The following is a 22111-nucleotide window of genomic DNA, read 5'->3' on the forward strand; positions in this document are numbered from 1 at the left end:
CTTCACACTCCCCCAAAACGTATGAGCCGTTTTCGAGATTTTGTAAACCGTTGCATTGATTTTCCGCCATTCGCCGAAACGATTCAGCAACCGTCCCGCCGCCAAATCGTTCTCCCTAATTTTTCTAAATGTTTTCCAAAGATTGCCCAAGAACCCCCTTTTTGGGTTCCAAATGTTATAGAATCTGGTTAAAAAAAGGGGGCAAATGATTTCTGGGAGGTGTGCCTTTGATTGCGTTTCTGTTTCCCGGTCAAGGTTCGCAATACGTCGGGATGGGCAAAAGTCTGGTCGAGAATTTCCACGCAGCCAGAAGAACGTTCGAAGAAGCGGATGACGTCCTGAACATGAATTTATCGGCTTTATGTTTTGAAGGCGAGCAAGCCCAATTAACGAGGACGGAATATGCACAGCCTGCCATACTGACGGCCAGCGTAGCCGCATACCGCGTTTATATGGACGAAATCGGACTTCAACCGTTCGTTGCCGCAGGGCATAGCTTAGGCGAGTTCTCCGCCTTAACCTGCAGCGGAGCGATTTCGTTCGCGGATGCTTTGCGCATCGTGCGTAAGCGGGGCCTATTGATGCAGGAAGCCGTTCCGAACGGACTTGGTGCCATGACGGCGATTGGTCATGGGGACCAAAGGCGAGCCGAACAGTTGTGCGCAGAAATCTCGACCACCTTGAATCCGGTTTTAATCGGATGTTACAATGCGCCGGAGCAATTCGTGCTTTCAGGTCATCAAGAGGCGGTAGACAAGGTGGCTGAACGTTTAGGCGCCGAGGGAGGGACAGTCACAATTACTCCCTTGAAGGTGAGTTCGTCGTTTCATAGCCCGATGATGGAGCCGGCCGCCGAGCGGTTTAAAGAGGTCCTTTCCCGGTATTCCTTGGGCACGGGAGACTACCCGGTGCTATCCAACGTAACCGCGCTTCCGCATGAAACGGAGCGATTGCCGGAGCTTCTGGCACGGCAAATCATTTCACCCGTTCGCTGGCAGGATTCCATGGATTATTTGCGCTGTCATCAGGTGAAGTTCGCCATTGAGCTCGGGCCGAAGCAAGTACTCCAGAGCTTAATGAAGAAAAACGCGCCAACAGTCATTACCACGTCTTTAGGTGAAGTGGAAGATATTCGAAAGGTGAAGGAAGTGTTTAATCGGGAAGACGCCGAGCCTTCTTTTATCGGAAAGTGCCTGGCGATCGCCGTCGCAACCAAAAATCGCAATTGGGATCGCGAAGCTTATGCAAACGGTGTCATTGAACCCTATCAGAAGGTGAAACGAATGTCTTTGCAGCTGGATCAGAATAAACAGCAGCCGACCCGGGAGCAGCTGATTGAAGCACTGTCGATGCTTCGTTCCGTATTCGAAACGAAGCAAGTGCCGGAGAATGAGCAGCAAAAACGGCTGAAGCCGCTGCTCCGCATGCGGGCCGCAAAGGAATTCACGCTTTCGGAACGGGGGGATTTTTTATGGCCAAGCTGCTGAAATTCGATAAACGCTCAACCGCAACGGAAACGTCTGCGATTACCGTTCACGAGGAATCGATGAAGGAGATCGCGATCATCGGCATGGCCATGTATTACCCCAAGGCGGAGAATCAGCATGAGTTTTGGAGTCATTTGGTTCATGAGATCGATTGTTCGGGTGCGTTTCCGGAAGCGCGACGGGAACAGATCGAAGCCTATTTGCGCTTTAAACACGCGTTGAACGATAAGATCAGCTATTTTCGAGGGTCGTATCTCGATACGATCGATGAGTTCGATTATTCGTTTTTCGGGATCACGCCCAAAGAAGCCGAGCTGATGGATCCGCACCAGCGTTTGTTTCTGCAGACGGCTTGGAAAGCCATCGAAGATGCCGGGTATGGCGGCAGCAAGCTGGTCGGATCCAAAACAGGCGTGATTGCGAGCAGCGAAGGCACCAAACCGTTGAGCTACCAAACGATCGTCCAAGACGTCGAGCCGGAGTCGACCTACCTTTCCTATCCGGGTAATTCAGGGCCGATGACAGCCAGCCGCATTTCGTATTTATTGGATCTGCACGGGCCCTCAATGATGATCGACACGTCATGTTCTTCTTCGCTCAGCGCAATCAATGTCGCGATTCACATGCTGCGCAGCGGTCAGCTGGAGCAGGCGATTGTGGGGGCGGTTAAAATCAATATGCTCCCGATCGATATCGGAGACCGGGTGGGCATGGAATCGGCGGACGGCCGCACACGTACCTTCGCGGACGGCTCGGACGGAACTTCGGTAGGTGAAGGCGCTGCGGCCCTCATCCTGAAGCCGCTGAGCAAAGCGGTCCGGGACCGAGATCATATTTATGCGGTAATAAAAGGCTGCGCAGTGAATAATGACGGACGAGCGGTCAGCATCACGGCCCCCAACCCGGTTTCGCAGGAAGCCGTTATCGTGGAAGCGTGGAAGGATGCCGGGATCCATCCCGAGCAGCTCTCTTATATCGAGGCGCACGGAACGGCTACCCCGCTTGGCGACCCGATCGAAATATCGGGCCTTACAAATGCGTTTCGGCGTTACACCGACAAGAAACAATTTTGTGCCATCGGATCCGTGAAATCCAATTACGCCCACACGTATTGTTTGGCCGGTATTACGGGGATCATTAAAGCGGCGTTAAGTTTGCAAAATCGGCAAATTCCCGCCAGCCTGCACTTCCATAAACCGAATAACAGTATTCCGTTCGAAGAATCGCCTCTCTATATCAACGATCAATTAACGGACTGGGAGACGGACGGCTCGCCACGTCTTTGCGGCGTCAGTTCATTCGGGATGAGCGGCACCAACTGCCATGTCGTGCTGGAAGAGGCTCCGCCAAGGAAACGGGAAGAAGTCGAACGGAACGGGCCGCATTTGTTTACGCTTTCGACCAAAACGGAAACGGCTTTGCGCCGGCTGATCGAGAGCTTCATACGCGATCTTTCGGATAAGCAGAATGAACGGACGAGCCTCCGGGATATCTGTTATACGGCAAGTACGGGGAGATCGCATTATCCGTATCGCATGGCGATTCTCGCAAGCGATTTGCAGGACCTGCAGCGTAAATTACTGCATGTAGCCCGGAACGGCTGGGAAGAAACGGAACCGGAGGTTTATTATCGGCATGCGGAATCGACCTACCTTAGCGAGGAAGCGGACGAATATGTCGACCGCGCGATCAAGAACGATTCGGATCAAGAGCGCTTGCTTGGCAGGATCGCGGACTTCTATGTAAGTGGCGCCGATATTCATTGGGACAAACTTTACGGCAGGGTCCCCGCCTATAAAGTGTCGCTTCCAACGTATCCGTTCGAGCGCGTTCCGTGCTGGGTTGAGATTCCCGAAGCATCGGCAGTCCATACAGCGAGTCCGGAGCTCATTAAAGCGCTTTCGGAGGTTGCCGCTTACTTGGAAGAACAAGCAAATTTGGACGTATTCGATGAAGCGGCGAAGAGAAGAGCGGGCCACTGGCTCCGCTCACTGAAAAGTCTGATGCCGAATTCAACTGCCATACCTTCGCGAGCCGTCGAACTGACAGGCAGAGAAGATGGCGGCTATAGGTTGAAAGAGCGGGAGATCGCGGTTGTTTGGCAAAAGATATTGGGTTTGAAAGTGGTCGATATTCATAAAGATTTCTTTGATCTGGGGGGAGACTCATATACTGCGGTCCAATTCGTGTCGAAGCTCCATGAGAAATACAACGTGGCGCTCCATGATTTATTCACTTATCGGACCATCTGCCGGCTTGCCGAACATATACAGGAGCAATCGGATCCGCTCGAAGCGAAGCTGGAGCAATTCAAGCGAAGCTTACAGTCGCCGGCCGCAATATCCGATGAGTTACAGCGATTTATTGAAGTAGAAAAGCACAACTATGAGGCGAAGAACGAACGATTGGCCCGAGTCGATCTTTCCCGGGTGAAAGATTATTCGAATCTCTTATTGACGGGTGCAACCGGGTATTTGGGAATTCACCTGCTGTACGATTTGCTGAACATGTCGAGGAGTCATCTTCATGTCGTTGTCAGAGGAAGATCGCAAGCGGAGGCCGAAGCGAGGCTGGCGGATAAATGGGCTTATTATTTCGGTTTTCCTTCCTTCGACCGTAATCGTGTTACTGTCGTGAACGGCGATCTGACCCGTGACGAGTTCGGCTTGCGGCGCGAGAGCTATGATTCGCTCGCTCAAACCGTAGATGGCATCATTCATTCGGCGGCCAACGTGAAGCATTTCGGCAATTACGCCGAATTCGAAGCTTTGAACGTGGAGGGCACGGAGCGCATAATCCGATTCGCCCATGATCAAAGGCCGAAAGATATTCACTTTATTTCGACCACGGCCGTAACCAAAGGAAAGGTAAAGGATCGCCCCTGCGTCGTGTTCACGGAATACGATCATGATATCGGCCAACAGATCGGCCATCCTTACGGCGAAAGTAAATTCGAAGCGGAAAAAAGGATCGTGAACGCAAGGAACCAAGGATTAAACTGCAATATTTACAGAATCGGAAATATTATGTGCCATTCCGAAACGGGCAAATTTCAAGAAAACATCGAAGATAACGGATTGTATACGATATTCCGGTCGATGATCAAAATGAATCTGTTTCCGGACCGCAGGGATGGCGAAATTGATTTCAGCTTCGTGGACTATATCAGCCGAAGTATTTGTTTGCTCTTTAACCGAGCGGATTTAACCAATGAAACCTATCATCTGATGAACCGGGATAAAACCAGCTACCGTGAACTCGGCGAAGCGGCAATCGCCTCCGGCCTCCCCGTAAAGGTGACACCGTTGGATTCATTTATCGACTTTATAAGTGCACACTATTCCGACGAGCATGTCGGCCCTCATATTCAACATCTGCTGCTTCATTTGGGCTACTTCGAAGAGCTGGCCGATGAGGATCGTACGTACGCGGTCATGCTTTCAAGTAAAACGGACTGGTTACTGAAGCAATTCGGACTGGTTTGGAAAAAACCGAACGAAGCGCAATTGAAAAAAGTACTGGATCACTGCGCAGAAGTTCAATTCATCTGACAGCGCAGCACGGGAGGAGAATCGAAACGATTTGTTGGAAAAATTCATGAGCATTATCGGCGATCCCGAGCGGATCAGCACAAGCGAGTCCGTTCGACGGCAGCACGGCCAGGATCTCACCTCTTATCATGCGCAGCATTTGCCGGATGCGGTTCTCTTCCCGAAGAATAAAGATGAGCTGAGGGAAATCGTAGCCTACGCCAATCAAGTGAAGTGTCCTATCGTGCCCTATGGACTCGGAACCAGCGTCGAAGGTCAAGTCGTTCCCGTTCGGGGAGGGATCAGTCTGGATTTCACCCGCATGAACCGAATACTCGACATCAGGGAAAACGATTTTGCCGTGCGGGTTGAGCCCGGCGTCACGCGAATGCAGCTTAATCGGGAACTGCAGAAGCACGGGCTGTTCTTTCCGATCGATCCGGGGGTGGATGCGACCTTGGGCGGCATGGTCGCGACCAATGCCAGCGGATGCAGCGCGGTTCGCTATGGAACGACAAGGGAACAAGTACTGGGCATGGAAGCTGTCTTGGCGGACGGCTCATTCATTCGGACCGGAAGCTTGGCCAGGAAATCTTCGGCAGGCTATAACCTGACCCAGCTGCTGGCCGGATCGGAAGGAACGTTAGCCGTATTTTCGGAGCTTTCTCTGCGGATATACGGAAGACCGGAGACGTTTCTTTATGCGAAAGCGGTGTTTCCTGATCTGCATCGGGTGTGCAGGACAGCGAACCGAATGCTGTATCAATCGGTTCAGCCCGGTAAATTGGAGCTCGTTGACGAATATACGATTCAGGCGATCAATGCCTACATGCGGACGAATTATGCGGTTAAACCGACGTTGTTTTTGGAGTTAAGCGGATGGGAAAGCACGGTCAAGGCCGAATGGGAGCGCGTCGAGGCCATCCTGAAGACTGAAGGAGCCGAGGAATGGAGCCATACATTCGACGGCGACGCCGGTGAACAATTATGGGATGCAAGACGGCATGCGGCCCTTGCCATTGCCGCATCCGCGCCCGGGAAGAAATTAATGACGACCGACGTCTGCGTTCCGTTGTCCGTATTGCCGGAAGCCGTCCTTTATGCCCGGGAAGTCATGCAAGCGGAGGACATGCAAGGCGCAATTCTCGGCCATATCGGCGACGGGAACTATCATGCGGTGTTTCCGGTTGATATGTCTCGCTCGGAGGAAGCGGAGAAAGCAGAGCGAATAAACGCATTCATTGTTCGCTTTGCACTGGAGCGCGGAGGAACCTGTACTGGAGAACACGGCATCGGACTCGGGAAAAAAAAGCATCTCGAAGAAGAGCAGGGAGACACGCTGACGTGGATGAAGAAAATTAAAGAACTGTTCGATCCAAACCATATTTTGAATCCGGAAAAGATTTTTTGAAATCAAAGCGATTTGGAGGAGGAGAAAGATGAGTATTGCAAAAGCTGAATTGAATTCGGAGCAAGTTGTAAAGGACGTATTTCCGATCGAGGATATCGATTATGTGGAGATATACGTAGGCAATGCCAGACAAGCCTGCTTTTATTACAGCAAGCTGTTCGGTTTTCGAATCGCGGCGTATAAAGGGCTGGAAACGGGTCATCGCGATGCCTGCTCCTATTTATTGCAGCGTGGCGAGATTCATCTGGTGCTTACTTCGGCCTATGAGCCCGGACATCCGATTGCGCAATTCGTTCATACGCACGGCGACGGCGTGAAAGATATTGCTTTCCGCGTCAAACGGGTTGAACAGCTGTATCATACGGCGATTGAAAACGGCGGAATTCCGCTGCAGCCGCCGCAGGCGATCGATGACGAGCATGGGACGATCAAGGTCGCACGGATCGGTACGTATGGAAATATGGTGCATACGTTAGTGGAACGCACGGAATATACGGGATTGTTTTTACCCGGCTTCAAAGAAGTGGACGAGAGCGTCGCTTCCTACGATACCGGCTTGTTCCGGTTCGATCATTTTGCCATTAACGTCGAACGGATGGACGAATGGGCCAGGTATTATGCCAACGTGTTCGGTTTTCATTTGCTCAATTCGTTCGATAAAGACGAAATCAGCTCGGAAACGTCCTCTTTAATGACCAAGGCGATGCAAAACGATACGGAACGGGTGAAGTTTCCGATCGTAGAACCCGCGCCCGGCAAAAGAAAATCGCAGGTGCGTGAGTTCATCGAATATAACCGGGGGGAAGGAATCGGACATATCGCGCTTGAAACCGACGACATCATCAAATCCGTTGAGAACCTGGAAAAGAACGGGCTCAAATTTCTCTATACACCCGAGGCCTATTATAACCTGCTGCCCGAACGCGTCGGCGAGATCGATGAGCCCGTTGACCGGCTGCAGCGGCTTCATATATTGGTCGATCGGGATGAAGAAGGGTATCTCCTGCAAATATTCGCCCATCCGATGGGGGACCGTCCGACACTCTTCTTCGAAATCATTCAGCGGAAAGGCTCGCGCGGTTTCGGAAACGGGAATATCCGCGCGTTATTCGAAGCGATCGAGCGCGAGCAGTTGAAAAGAGGAAATTTATAAAGACGGGGAGTGATGGATGTGACGCAGCGGCTCGCGGCTTGGACACAGCATACGCAGCGCTCTGCCCTGCAGGATATGCTTGAAATAACGAGCGGTCCGGAGTATATCTCATTTGGTCTGGGTTTGCCGAATGCGGCATGCTTTCCGACGGAACAGCTGGCGCTTTCAGCCAACGAAGTGCTGCTTCGGCAATCGAATCCGCTTCAGTACGCGCCTTCGTTCGAGCCATTGAAACGGCAAATTCAGGAGCTCATGAGCCGGCGCGGCGTAACTTGCAGCACTTCGCAAATTTTTCTCACCGCCGGGGCGCAGCAGGGCATTCAATTGCTGGCGCGGCTGCTGCTTGACCCCGGCGGGACCGTAATGACCGAAGAAGTGACGTATACGGGCTTTTTGCAAATTCTCGAACCGTTTCAGCCGCGTATATTGACCGTGCCGACCGATCCCGTAACGGGCATTGATGTCGATCGGCTCGAAACGATATTGCAAAAGGAGGAGCGCCCGGCCTGCCTGTACGTTATTCCAAGCGGTCACAACCCGCTCGGCTATACACTGAGCAGGGAAAAGCGGCAGCGGCTGGCCCGATTGGCGGCGGAATATGAAGTCCCCTTGATCGAGGACGATCCGTATGGATTTTTGGCGTATGACGATCTTGAACTTCCGGCGGTCAAATCGTTTCAATCCGATGGGGTCTATTATGTCGGTTCCTTTTCCAAAATTTTAGCGCCCGGCTTGCGATTGGGCTGGATCGTTGCGGACGAGGCGATCATCGAGAAGCTGTCGATCGTGAAGGAAGCGGCCGATATTAATACCGCGACGCTGACGCAGCGGATAGCCGCCGACTTCCTGGCAAAAGATGCATTTGAGCTTCATCTTCGTCATCTGCTTCTCGAATACAAGTCGCGGAGGGATTGCATGCTCGAACATTTATCTGCGCAGCTGGATGGAATCGGAGCATGGACAACCCCTTCGAACGGGATGTTTATCTGGGTTCGTCTGCCCGCGCATCTCGATGCGATGACATTATTTCAGGAATCGATCGCAACGGAGAAGGTAACCTTTTTCCCTGGAAACGTCTTTGCTGCGGGTCAAAACGGGAATGCCTCCTCATCCTTTCGGCTGAACTTTTCCTTCAACGATCCGGGCAAGATCGAGGAAGGCGTTGCCCGGCTGTCACGATTGGTGAAAAGACATCTCTAGGATGTGAAACGACTTGAAAAAGGAAATCAAACTGTACTGCTTTCCTTCCGCGGGAGGAACGGCACAGATCTATCATGGCTGGTTCAACTTTGTCGATGAGGCGATCGAGCTCGTTCCGATGGAGTATTCGGGAAGAGGAAGGCGGTTCCCGCAGCCTTTATTGACCGATTTGGCGGATGTGGTGGATGATCTCTATTCGATGATGCAGCCTGACGTCGATCGGATGCCCTATATGATGTTTGGTCATAGTATGGGGAGCTTGATCGCCTATGAGCTTACAAAAAAATTGATGCAGCAAGGAAAGCGAATGCCGCTGCATCTTTTTTTCTCCGGGAGATCCAGCCCGAACCGGCCGGCGACGAAAAAGCGGCATCATTTGGCGGACGATGAGTTGAAGGAGGAAATTGTCCAATTCGGAGGAACGCCTCCGGAGCTGCTGAACGACCCGGAGTTTAGCCGTATGTTTCTGCCGATTATCCGGGCCGATATGAAGGCGGTCGAGACGTATACGCCGGATGAGGAGATCATTCCGCTGTCCTGCAATATTTCGATATGCAATGGAAAACAGGATCATCTGGTTGCTCATTTGGAGGAATGGCGTGCCTATACGTCGGAAGAAATCGAGTTTCGATTGTTCGAAGGAGGTCATTTTTACATTCGGGACTGTGCGAAGGAAGTCGTGGAAGCCGTGAATCACAAAGCGCTCCAATATTTAACCGCGATGAGGAGGAGGAAATGATGTTAACGAAGGATCGGCGCCAATCCTTTCCCTATTCATGCAAGCTGATGGAGCAGCTAAATTCCTTTATCCGCCGGGAACACATCGATGTTCAAGCGCCGATGCTGGCGGCTTGGATCAGCTTATTGCATCGTTATACGGGGCTGGAACGGATCCATGTTTCGATGGAGGCCGATGAGTCGCATGACACAGCGTTTCCGCTCTTCATCGATTTCGCGGAGATCCCCACCTTTCGGGACCTGACGAAGACCATTCATGCCGGCTTGCGACAGCAGCTTGATAATGCAGAACACCAAGCGCCCCTTTCCGGTTTTACATTGCGGGCGGAGTCATCCTTGGGATCTGCACTTATGCCTCTTCGCGGCCCGCATTATGAGAAGCTCGTCGTACTTGAAATCGTCCGATCCGAAGCGGCATGGACAGGGTCGGTGCTGTACCTTGAAGATCATTTTGAGCCGGATGCGATTTCCCGCATGATCGGACATTTAATACGGCTTTACACAGGCTATCTCGAGCGGCCGGAAGTACCGATCGATCGGATTCCGCTGCTTACCGAGCAGGAATATACGCAGATGCTGGTCGAATGGAATGGCACGGAGGCGGAACCGGGGGAGCAACTGTGCATCCCGCAATGGTTCGAAGCGCAAGTAAAGAAGACGCCCGATGCGGTGGCTATCGTCGATGGCAGGGAAAGGGTGTCTTATGCCGATCTGGATCGTCTCGCGAACCAAGTCGCCCATTATTTGCTGCAAAAAGGGCTCCGCCCGGAGACATTGGTCGGTGTTCACCTGAAAAGGTCGATTGACATGGCAGCCGCGATTTTGGGGATCTTGAAAGCCGGAGGGGCTTACGTGCCGCTCGATCCTGCGTACGCATCGGAGCGGCATGCCTATATTTTGAACGATACGAAGGCTCCGATTGTCGTTACGCAGGAGGCGTTTGCGCCGTCGTTCGCCGAGCATGAGATCGAAGTTGTCTGCATGGACCGGGATCGGGACGCCGTGCAGAAAGCGGGAAGTCATGCGCTTCAACCGGCAGCTCCGATTCGAGTCGATCACTTGGCGTACGTCATTTATACATCCGGGTCTACCGGAAATCCGAAAGGCGTTGCCGTCGAACACCGGAACGTCCATGCATTAATGCAATGGGCGAAAGAAACCTACACATGCGATGAAATGGCAGGCGTTTTATTTGCGACCTCAATCAATTTCGATTTATCCGTTTTTGAAATGTTCGTCACATGGGGAATGGGCGGAAAAGTGATTTTGGCCGAAAATGCGCTGCAGCTCCCCCATCTGCCCGCGGCTGATGAGGTCACCTTAATCAATACCGTGCCGTCGGCGATTAGCGCGCTTACCGCGATGCAGGCCATCCCGGCTTCGGTTCGAATCGTGAATTTGGCTGGAGAACCTTTAAAGCGCACGCTCGTCGAACAAATCTACGAGATCGCAACCGTGAAACGGGTCATCAATTTATATGGACCCTCGGAAGATACGACGTATTCGACTTACAGTGTCGTCCGTCGCGGGCCCGACCTGCCCGTATACATCGGCCGTCCTATTCCGGATACGCAAGCTTACGTCCTGGATTCCCATTTGCAGCCGGTTCCGGTCGGCGTGACGGGGGAGCTTTATTTGGGCGGTGCCGGTTTGGCGCGCGGGTATTTGAATCAAGAAAGGCTGACGAAAGAAAAATTTATTCCGAACCGGTTTCGTAACGATTCTCAGGAACGGTTATACCGCACGGGTGACCTGGTTCGGTATGCGGCGGACGGGAATCTGGAATATTTAGGCCGGTCCGATCATCAAGTCAAAATACGGGGTTTTCGGGTTGAATTGGGGGAAATCGAGGCGGCCTTGACAGGTCATCCCGATGTACAGGAAGCCGTAGTCGTCGCGAAGCCGTCGGATGCGGCCGATTCGCGATTAGCCGCTTATTATACGACAAAGATCGATACAGAGAATTCGAGGTTCAGGAGAGCGCTAAGAATGTACTTGCGGAAGAAGCTGCCGGAATATATGATCCCGTCCTTTATGATTCGGCTGGATCGAATCCCGTTACTGCCGAATGGAAAAATCGATCGTCGATCACTGCCCGAGCCGCAAATCGTTCATGAATCGAATCCTGCTCCGCGAAACGAAATCGAAGCGAAATTAGCCGCGATTTGGCGAGATGTCTTACATGTGGAATCGGTAGGTATTGAGGATCATTTCCTGGATGTAGGCGGTCAATCCATCCTCGCGACTCAAACTCTGGTCCGGATTCGTGCGGAATTTCAAATTCATTTGACGCAGAGAGAGGTATTGGAAGCCGGTACGATCGCCGAACAAGCGCAGGTCATAGCGGAAGCGCTGAAGAAGGGGAAGAACCAAACGTTGCCCATTGGCATCATGTCTCAAAAAAGAGTGGCGCGTCCACTTCGAGGATAAGGAGCGGCCAATCATGAGCGAGCAAAATCGGCAAACGAATCAACAGGACCAATCGGAGCCTGAACAATTTTATGTGTTTCCGGCGTCGGATGTCCAACAGAGCCAGTGGTTTTTTCACGAAATGGCTCCGGATAATCCGATGTACAATTTGCCTTATCTGATTCGTATGCAGGGAGCTTTAAACCGAGAAGCATTGGAAAAAAGCCTGCAAATCGTCGTCGATCGGCACGAATCGCTCCGCACGACGTTTCGCATGGAGCAGAACCGGCTCGTTCAACTCGTTTCGCTGGAACAGCCGGTTTCACTGCCGCTATCCTTAGCCGAGCCGTCATCCGAGATGGATCAAGAGAGCCGGGTCCAAGCTTGGGCGGCGGCAGAGGCCGGTCGATTGTTCGATTTGCGGACAGGTCCCCTGATCCGCGGCAGGCTTCTGAAAGTCGCCGATGAGGATCATTATCTGCTCCTTACTCTGCATCACAGCATTACGGACGGCTGGTCCATGGCTGTTTTGATGCAAGAATGGTCGGAAGCTTACCGCTGTTTGGCAGAGGATCAGCCGGTCGAAACCATCGAACGGTCGATTCAATACGCAGACTTTTCGGAATGGCAAAGAGAGCGGCTCGAATCAGGCGAATGGGCGAAACAGCTCGCTTACTGGAAGCGGCAGTTGCAGGGGAGCCCGCCGCTACTGCCACTGCCAACCGACAGGAATCGTCCCGCCGTACAATCCTATCGAGGGGACGCATTTTCCTTATGGATCGGCCCCGAGCTGAAGGAGGCCGTAACCGGCTTTAGCCGGGAGAATGGCGTTACGTTATTCATGACGTTATTCGCGGCATTCCAAACGCTGCTGTACCGTTATTCGGGGCAGGACGATCTCGTGGTCGGAACCCCGATTGCCAACCGGAATCAAGACGGAATGAAGGACGTGATCGGATTCGTCGCGAATACATTGGCGCTGCGGAGCCGGATTGGCGAAGGCTGGTCGTTCAGGCAATTGGTCGATCACGTTCGTCATGTGACACTGGACGCTTACGACCAGCAAGACGTTCCGTTCGACAAGGTGGTCGACGAACTGCGTATCGAGCGAAGCGCAGCCCATTCGCCTCTGTTTCAAATCATGTTCGTCTTGCAAAATCATTCTGCTGCAGCATGGGATTTTCCGGGTATCGCCTGCAAGCCTATTCCGCTCCATACCCGGACAGCCAAGTTTGACTTGACGCTGACGTTGGAAGAAGCGACGAACGGGTGGGCGTGCTCGTTCGAATATAATACGGATCTGTTCGACGAAGAAACGATTCGGCGCATGGCTCAACATTACGAACGATTGCTTCAGCACGGCATGGAGGATCCGGATCAATTATTGACTCGTCTGCGGATGGTTACCAAGGGGGAACAAGCGCAGGAAGAAAGCCGCAGACACCGAAATAACCGCGAGTACAGTACGGAACATGCCATTCACCAATTATTCGAGAAACGCGCCGCCGAAACGCCTAATGCCGTTGCCGTTGTTTACGAGGAGAAACGATATACGTACCGTGAGCTGAATGAGAGGGCGAATCAGGTGGCGCATGAGCTGATCGGGCGAGGGATCGCTTCAGGTTCGCTGGTCGGTATTTGCTTGGAACGTTCTTTGGAGCTTATCGCAGCGGTCATCGGCGTCTTAAAAGCGGGAGGGGCTTACGTTCCGCTGGACCCGGGAATGCCGGCCGACCGCCTTCGATTTATTTTAGAGGATTCGCAGGTAAAGGCGCTAGTCACCCAGCAAGCTGTGAGCGGTGATTTACCTTCCCTGACCGTACCGCAAATTCATCTGGATACGGAATGGGACAAAATCGTCCAACAACGCACACACAATCCCGATTTGCCGGTAGCAGCAGGCCAATTCGCCTATGTCATTTATACATCGGGAACGACGGGCAAACCGAAAGGCGTATTGGTTTCCCATGGCAACGTGACGCGCTTGTTTGCCGCGACCGAAGAAAAGTATCGATTTACGGATCGCGACGTGTGGACGCTCTATCATTCTTATGCGTTCGATTTTTCGGTATGGGAGATTTGGGGGGCGCTGCTGTATGGCGGCAAATTAGTTGTCGTTCCTTACTGGATCAGCCGTTCGCCGGAAGACTTTTACCGGTTGCTTATCGGCGAACGCGTCACCGTGTTGAACCAAACGCCGTCTGCATTTCGGCAGCTGATCGAAGTCGTGAAAGCGGACCCGGACAGCAGACGGCTGAGCGCTTTACGCTATGTGATCTTCGGCGGCGAAGCGCTGGACCTGCAAAGCTTGCGCCCTTGGTTCGAACAGTACGGAGACGAAACGCCGCGGCTTGTGAATATGTACGGGATCACCGAGACGACCGTACACGTGACCTATCGCCCGATCACATTGGCGGATCTGGAGCAGGGCAGAGGGAATGAAATCGGAATTCCGCTTCCGGATTTGCGGGTTTACGTGCTGGATCGGCATTTACAGCCCGTGCCGACGGGCGTCGTCGGCGAAATGTACGTGGGCGGAGCAGGCGTTACGCCCGGGTACTTATTCCGGCCGGAACTGACGGCGGAACGATTTATAACGAGCGATGCCGGAGAGCGGTTGTATAAGACGGGGGATTTAGCCCGCTATTTGACGAGCGGCGAGCTCGAATACCACGGACGTACGGATCACCAGGTGAAAATCCGCGGCTTCCGTATTGAACTGGGCGAAATCGAATCGGTCCTGGCGCAATGTCCCGCGATTCGCGAGGCGGCCGTAACCGTGAAGGAAGATCGGCAGATCGGCAGCAGGATAGCCGCTTACGTGGTTTATGAGCGGAACTTGTCGGGCACGACGAATGACGATTTGCGCGCTTATTTAAGCGAACGGCTGCCGGATTATATGATTCCTTCCACATTTATCGAAGTCGATGCCATTCCGCTTAACCACAATGGGAAAGTGGACTTCCTCGCTTTGCCGGAGCCGGATTTTGCAAAACAATCGAGAAATTACACCGCTCCCCGCACTTCGATCGAACAGACACTGGCTTCGATCTGGGAGCAGGTTTTACAGGTTCGACCCATAGGAACGGAAGATAATTTCTTTGCGGTCGGCGGCGACTCCATCTTAAGCATTCGGATTTTAGGCGAAATGCGCAAACAGGGCTATAGCGTGACGGTTCAAGATCTGTTTCGCTGCCAGACCGTTCACGAGTTGGCTGTTGCGATCGAAGGAGCAGACGGGACTGAAGCCCAGCTGCCTGTAATCGCACCTTTCCAACTGCTTATAGAAGAGGACCGGGCCCGCATGCCTGCAGGCGTTGCCGACGCCTACCCAATGACCAAGCTTCAAGAGGGAATGCTGTTTCACAGCAGCTATCGTCAAGATTCCATGACGTACTTGAACGTGTCTTCGTACCATTTGAAGGCTCCGTTTGACCTGCAGGCATGGGAACGAGCGATCAACGTTTTGATGCACGATCATCCCGTTTTACGGACCTCGTTCGATTTAACGGGTTACAGCCGGCCGATGCAGCTGGTCCATGAACAGGTAGAAGCGCCGTTCGAAGTGAGCGATCTCCGCCATCTGTCCTTATCGCAGCAGGAGCAATGGCTGTCGGACTGGATGGGGAAGAAAGAAACGACTTCTTTTGACTGGGCCAAGGCCCCGTTATTTCGAATCGTCGTTCATCTTCGCTCGCAGCGGACCTTTCAATTCACCTGCATTGAACATCACGCGATTTTAGACGGATGGAGCGCCGCATCCTTATTTGCCGAAGTCTTCCGTCTGTACGTCGATTTCATGAATGGCCACGAAAAGGAACAGCCGGCTCCGCAAGCCGAATTCCGCGAATATGTCGCACTGGAGAGCGAAGCCTTGCAGTCCGGGGAGCATCGGCAATTCTGGCAGGAGCAGCTGTCGTCATTCCCGTTCAACGAGATTCCCCGCTGGCGAAAGACGAGAACGCAGCGGCAGGCCCGGATATGCGAGAAGCGGGTCGAACTCCCGATCGACCTGTCCCGTTCGTTGAAAGAGCTTGCCGGGCAGATGAGAATGCCATTAAAAAGCCTGCTGCTCGCCGCACATCTCCGCGTGCTTCAGGCGGTTACCGGACAGACCGAGGTGATGACGGGGGTGCCGTTTAACGGTCGCGCGGAAGGACGCGACGGCGAACGAACGTTCGGACTTTTCCTTAACGCGCTGCCGTTTGGGGCCGCGCTGTCCGGCGGTACTTGGACGGAGCTTATCGGCCAATTATTTGAACAAGAGCAGACCTATTTGCGATACCGGCATTATCCGATGGCGCAAATTCAGCAGGACATGGGCGGAGATCCTTTATATGAAGTCATCTTTAACTACACGCATTTTCATGTACTCGATTCGCTGCGGCAGTTAAGCGATTTCGAGGTGCTGGAGTTTTCGGAGCGAACGGTTAACAATTTTGCATTGTCCGCAGAATTCGCGTTAAATGAGCAGGATCGGCTGCAACTGTTGATTCAATGGGATCAAAGCCAATTTTGCGAGGAACAAATCGATCAGATGGCCGGTTATTATCGGAAGGCTTTGGCGTTCATGACCCAGGATCCCTTGGCACGCTATGAGGAGCAGGACTTGTTATCGGAATCGGAAAGAGCGCAGATCATAACGGTATTCAACCCGTCCGAACCCGAAAACGAGCTGGCTGTCTTGCGAGCCAAGACCATCCATCAATGGTTCGAAGATCAAGCGGCAAAAACACCCGATCAGATCGCCGTTGTCTATGAAGGGCAGCGGCTGACTTATCGGGAGCTGAACGAAGAAGCCAATCGAATTGCCCGTCTGCTGCGTGCCAAAGGTGTTGGGCGGGAATCGATTGTAGGCATTATGCTTGAGCGCTCGATTGAGATGGCTGTCGGTACGCTGGCCATTTTAAAAGCGGGGGGCACTTATTTGCCGATCGATCCGGAGTATCCTGCAGAGCGAATCGAATATTTGCTTGCGGACAGCAGCGCGCGCTTGTTGTTAACTAAACAGGAATGGATCGAACGCTTCCAATATAATGGCGAAATCGTCGATTTGTACCGCCCGTCGTGGGAAGCGCAAAATCCGCAAAATTTACCTCCTGTGAATTCGTCGTCGGATTTGGCTTACATCATCTATACGTCGGGTTCGACCGGAAAGCCGAAAGGCGTCATGATCGAACACCGCAATGTGCTTCGGCTCGTCATCCATCAGGATTTTATCGACTTCCTGCCGGGTGAGCGTCTGTTGATGACGGGGAACTTTGCCTTCGATATCTCCACGCTGGAAATATGGGGGCCGTTATTGAACGGGATGACGCTTCATTTACTGAATAAAGAGAAGCTGCTCGATCCCGCCAAGATCGAGCGTGAATTAGCGGACAATCGAATCGATATCGTTCATCTGGTCTCTCCGTTGTTTAGTCAGTTATCGAAAGAGAACCCGGCGATGTTTGCTGCGGTCAAGACGCTATTGGTAGGCGGCGATGTCGTATCGGCAAGCCATGTGAACGAAGTGAGAAAACATTGTCCGCAGCTGAAGGTGATCCACTCGTACGGACCGACGGAAAATACAACCTTCTCCACAACGTATCATGTGAATCGCGATTTCGATTCTTCGCTTCCGATCGGCAAACCGCTGCGGTATTCAACGGCTTACGTCGTGGATCCCAAGACGGGATTGCTGCGTCCGGTCGGCGTACCCGGCGAATTGTGGGTCGGCGGAGAAGGCGTTGCGAGAGGGTACTTCAATCAGCCGGAACTGACGAGCGAGAAGTTTATCCCGAGCCCGTTCCAAGCCGCGGAGAAGCTTTATCAAACAGGGGACCTGGTCCGTTGGCTCGAGGACGGAACGCTGGAGTTTCTCGGACGGATTGACCAACAGGTCAAAATCCGCGGCTATCGGGTGGAGGTTAGCGAGATCGAGTACCGCCTCCTGCAGCTGGATCAAGTAAAAGAAGCGGTGGTTATTGCGAGAGAAGATAAGCAGGATAAATATTTATGCGCCTACTTGACAAGCCCGGTGCCGTTATCCGCGTCCGTTCTGCGCGAGCATCTTGCACAATCCTTGCCTGATTTTATGATTCCAAGCTTTTTTGTACAGCTTGAGCAGATTCCGCTGACCGCTCATGGCAAAGTGGACCGGAAGCAATTGCCCGAGCCTCAAACAGGAGGAGACCTGGAACAAGACTTCGTCGAGCCTCGCAACGAGCGGGAAAATGAACTCGCGCAGGTATGGCGGGAAGTTCTCGGTCTCGAACGGATCAGCGTCCGGGACTCGTTCTTCGCTTTAGGCGGTCACTCTTTGAAGGCTACGATCCTTGTCAGTAAATTACGCAAGCAATTGCAGGCGGAAATCGAGATTAAAGATATTTTTACGTATCAGACGATCGAAAAACTGGCTGCATACGTTTCTGAGGCGCAGCCTATACGGCACTTGCCGATTTCGGCAGTCGAGCCTCGAGATTACTACCCGGCATCCTCGGCGCAGCGGCGAATGTTTACCTTGGACAGGATGATCGAGAACAAGCTGCTGTATACCATTCCGATTGCCGTTCGAATGAAGGGGAATATCGATCGTACGCGATTCGAAGCCTGCTGGCAGAAGCTGATCGAGCGCCACGAAACGCTGCGCACCGGGTTCGAGCTCACTCACGGCGAAGTGGTCCAGCATATTCATCCGGCGGTACCTTTCACGGTCGATTTTATTCCGGTTTCCCCTGAAGCCGAAGCGGACCGGCTGCAAAGTCTTGCTGCGAAACCGTTTGACTTGAAGATGGCCCCGCTTTTTCGGGCAACCGTTTTGACACGGACGGATTCGGATTTTATCCTTGTCCTGAATATGCATCATATTATATCGGATGAAGCTACAATCGGAATCCTCCTGCGCGAATTCATGGATCTCTATGAAGGACGAACGCTAGCTGAAACAACCATTCAATATAAAGACTATGCGTCCTGGCACAATGCGCTTCTTGAATCAGAAGAAATGAAGCAGCATGAAACGTATTGGGTAAACCGGTTTACGGGCGACGAAATCCCCGTACTCCAGCTGCCGGCGGATTTCCAGCGTCCCGCTGTAAAAACCTACGAGGGGAATTCGCTATCGTTTACTGTGGACGCTTCCGCGGCCGACGGTTTAAAGTCACTGACGAAAATGACGGGAACGACGAACTATATGGTGCTGATGGCTGCTTTTAATGTCCTGCTCGCCAAATACAGCCGTCAGGATGACGTGGTAATCGGCACGCCGGTCGCCGGCCGAACGCACGCGGACGTGGAGCATGTAGCGGGAATGTTCGTCAATACGCTGGCGATTCGGACGAAGTTGCAAAGCGGCAAGACCTTTTTACAGGTTGTCGAAGAGGTGAAGGCGGCAGCGTTAGCGGCTTTCCGTCATCAGGATTATCCGTTCGAGCTGCTGGTCGATCAATTGAAAGTAAAAAGGGATCCGGGCCGAAATCCCATCTTCGACGTGATGTTTTCGATGGAGTACCCGGATATTCCGCAAAGCGATTCCCATACTCTTCTTTTAGAGCCCTTTGATGCGCCTTATCCGTACTCAAAATTTGATCTCAGCTTATATGTGCGGGAAATGGGTGGACAGCTCCAGTTTACGTTCCACTATTCGACGGCGCTGTTTGCACAAGAAACGATGGAACGGATGACCGGGCACTTCCGGCGGATTTTGCAGTCCGTTCTCGCGCATCCTGAGCGGCGTCTGGCCGACATCGAAATGATGACGGAGATGGAAAAACGACGGATCCTGATCGACCTCAACGAAACGGATGTGCCGATTCCATCCGATCGGACCGTTCATCGGCTGTTCGAAGAGCAGGCGGGCAGAACGCCGCATAAGACCGCCGTTGTTCATCGGGAAACGAGCCTTACCTATTTTCAGGTAAACGAACGGGCGAATCGGCTGGCGTGGCGGCTTCGCGAGCTGGGTGTGAATAACGGGACGATCGTGGGCGTAATGCTTGAGCGATCGGCCCAGGTCATCATCGGGATCTTGGGAATCTTGAAGGCGGGCGGAGCTTATGTTCCGGTGGATCCGGAGCTTCCGACGGAACGCATCCGCTATTTTTTGGAAGATAGCGGCGCGGATGTGCTGATTACCGAAAGCAGCTTGCTGGATAGGTCCGACTACGAAGGTCAAGTTGTCGAGATCGACGATGATTCGCTGAACCGTCAACCCGCTACAAATCCGGAGAGCGGGAGCCGGCCGGACGACCTCATGTATGTCATCTACACATCCGGCAGCACGGGCAAGCCCAAAGGCGTGATGGTCGAGCATCGCAGCATGGTCAACTATGTCGCATGGTTTACCGAGACGGCGAAGCTGCATGCCGGCGATCGTACGATTTTGCTCTCATCCTATGCTTTTGATCTAGGCTACACCAGCTTGTATTCGTCCTTGCTGAACGGCTGCGCCATTCATATCGCCGATCAAGACTTGGTGCGAAATCCGGAGGCGTTATTATCGTACTTGGGCGAGCACAAAATTAGTTATCTTAAAGGGACGCCGTCGCTCTTCCGCATGATGCTGCATGTTGCTTCAAGGCACTGGCAGGAAACCGACCGATACTTGCGGTTAGTGGTGTTAGGCGGCGAAGCGATGAATGCGGAAGACGTCAGAGGCTTCCTTCAGACGCATCCGCAGGTTCAAATCCTCAACCATTACGGTCCGACGGAAACCTGTGTCGGAGCTATAGCAGGATTTGTAGACTCGGAGCAGCTCGCAAACCGTAACCATGTCCCTATCGGGAAACCGATCAACAATGCGAAAATTTACATTTTGGATGATGAGCTTCAGGCTGTGCCTGCCGGTATTCCCGGCGAACTGTTCATCTCGGGGGCAGGGCTTGCGAGAGGCTACCTGCATCGTCCGGACCTGACGAAAGAGCGGTTTGTACCGAGTCCCTTTGTGGAAGGGGAACGGCTTTACCGTGCCGGAGATATCGTGCGACTGCTGCCCGATCAGCAGATCGAATTTATGGGCCGTGTCGATCATCAGGTGAAAATTCGAGGTTACCGGGTCGAGCTTGAAGAAATCGAAAGCCACCTGCTGCAGCACCCGTCGATCCATCAAGCGGCGGTCATCTGCAGCGACCGTCAATCGTTAATCGCTTATATCGTCGCTGAAGAAGCGTTTACGCTAGCCGCTCTGAGGGATTATTTGGCGAAGAAAATACCGGATTACATGATTCCGGCCCAATTTGCGGCAGTTGACCGGATCCCGCTAACGCCGAACGGGAAAATCGATCGTCGCGCCTTGCCCGAGATCGAAGAAATGATCGGGATGGAAACCGAGCCCTCATCGCCAATGGATCAAGTCGAACGAGACCTCATTCAATTCTGGGAACAGGTGCTCGGGATGAAGGGAGTTGGGGTTCATACGAACTTCTTCGATATCGGGGGGAACTCGATGTCGTTAATCCAACTGCATAGTCTCATCGAACCCAAATACCTTAGCGTGACGGTGACCCATCTATTCGCTTACCCTTCGATTTCGAAATTAGCGGCATTTATTCGGCAGTCCGCGTTCCAGGGGCGGCAGCCAGGCATACAAGCTATTCCGTATGCCGAAGAATACTTCGCCGGAGCAAACGGACTAGACGGTACGTTTCATTTCACATTAGATGGCAAGCTGTATGCGCGCGTGTTTGATATGGCCGGGAACATGCAATTGGAACCGTCAGCGGTCATGCTTGCTTTATATCTCTATCTGCATGCCGAGCTTTCCGAGCAGAATCAGGTGACGATTCCAACGATTACAGGCTGGAACGATAACATTCGTTTCGTCACGATTGATTTAAGCCGGGTCGAGCAGATATCGGATCTGCTTCAAATCGTACAAGCTCAGTTAAACGAAGCGGACTCCCAGAATGATGTGAGGTTATCGCTTATGGGCCCGGTTAGCGAAAAGCATGCTTTGGTTCCCGGTTTTATGCGCAATCGCGGGCTAGACTTGGAGAAGAAGTTTGCCGAGCACTGCGACCTGCTGCTGGTGCTTCACGAGCACCCCGAGCATATGGAAGTGGAATGTAAGTATAAGGCTCGTTTAAACAAAGCGAAAGTGCTGGAAATGATGCAGCAATATGTACAAATCGTTCAAGCCATGGCGGAACAATTCGAACCGAGCATCGGTCGATAAAGGAACGATGAACCGGACAAAGACCGTTCT

General features: G+C 52.7%; 8 protein-coding genes. All 8 read left to right on the forward strand.

What is annotated here, in order from left to right; translation table 11 throughout:
• The first annotated feature begins 227 nt into the window (after nt 1–227).
• Nucleotides 228–1487 carry an ACP S-malonyltransferase gene (fabD, locus tag PD282_RS13600; RefSeq protein WP_274651218.1) on the forward strand — a complete coding sequence of 420 codons (1260 nt, stop codon included), beginning with the start codon at nt 228–230 and terminating at the stop codon, nt 1485–1487.
• A complete protein-coding gene (locus tag PD282_RS13605; protein ID WP_274651219.1) occupies nt 1472–5038 on the forward strand; it encodes a beta-ketoacyl synthase N-terminal-like domain-containing protein in 3567 nt (1188 codons plus the stop codon). Before fabD ends, PD282_RS13605 begins: the two co-directional genes overlap by 16 nt.
• Before the next feature lie 46 nt (nt 5039–5084).
• Nucleotides 5085–6428: an FAD-binding oxidoreductase gene (locus PD282_RS13610; RefSeq protein ID WP_274655205.1), complete on the forward strand. Its 1344-nt coding sequence runs from the start codon at nt 5085–5087 to the stop codon at nt 6426–6428.
• Nucleotides 6429–6456: 28 nt separating this feature from the next.
• The gene (hppD, locus tag PD282_RS13615) at nt 6457–7581 is read left to right on the forward strand and encodes a 4-hydroxyphenylpyruvate dioxygenase (RefSeq protein WP_274651220.1); all 1125 of its coding nucleotides are present in this window, start codon (nt 6457–6459) and stop codon (nt 7579–7581) included.
• 18 nt (nt 7582–7599) lie between these two features.
• The gene (locus PD282_RS13620) at nt 7600–8781 is read left to right on the forward strand and encodes an aminotransferase-like domain-containing protein (RefSeq protein ID WP_274651221.1); all 1182 of its coding nucleotides are present in this window, start codon (nt 7600–7602) and stop codon (nt 8779–8781) included.
• A 13-nt stretch (nt 8782–8794) separates the two neighbouring features.
• Nucleotides 8795–9520: a thioesterase II family protein gene (locus PD282_RS13625; RefSeq protein WP_274651222.1), complete on the forward strand. Its 726-nt coding sequence runs from the start codon at nt 8795–8797 to the stop codon at nt 9518–9520.
• A 572-nt stretch (nt 9521–10092) separates the two neighbouring features.
• Nucleotides 10093–11949 (forward strand): amino acid adenylation domain-containing protein, encoded by a 1857-nt coding sequence (locus tag PD282_RS13630; RefSeq protein ID WP_274655207.1) that lies wholly within the window; start codon nt 10093–10095, stop codon nt 11947–11949.
• 13 nt (nt 11950–11962) lie between these two features.
• Entirely contained in the window at nt 11963–22081 is a 10119-nt protein-coding gene (locus PD282_RS13635; RefSeq protein ID WP_274651223.1) for a non-ribosomal peptide synthetase, read from the forward strand.
• Nucleotides 22082–22111 lie beyond the last annotated feature (30 nt).

This window comes from Paenibacillus humicola (assembly GCF_028826105.1).
In the GTDB taxonomy this organism is placed as follows: Bacteria; Bacillota; Bacilli; order Paenibacillales; family Paenibacillaceae; genus Paenibacillus_Z; species Paenibacillus_Z humicola.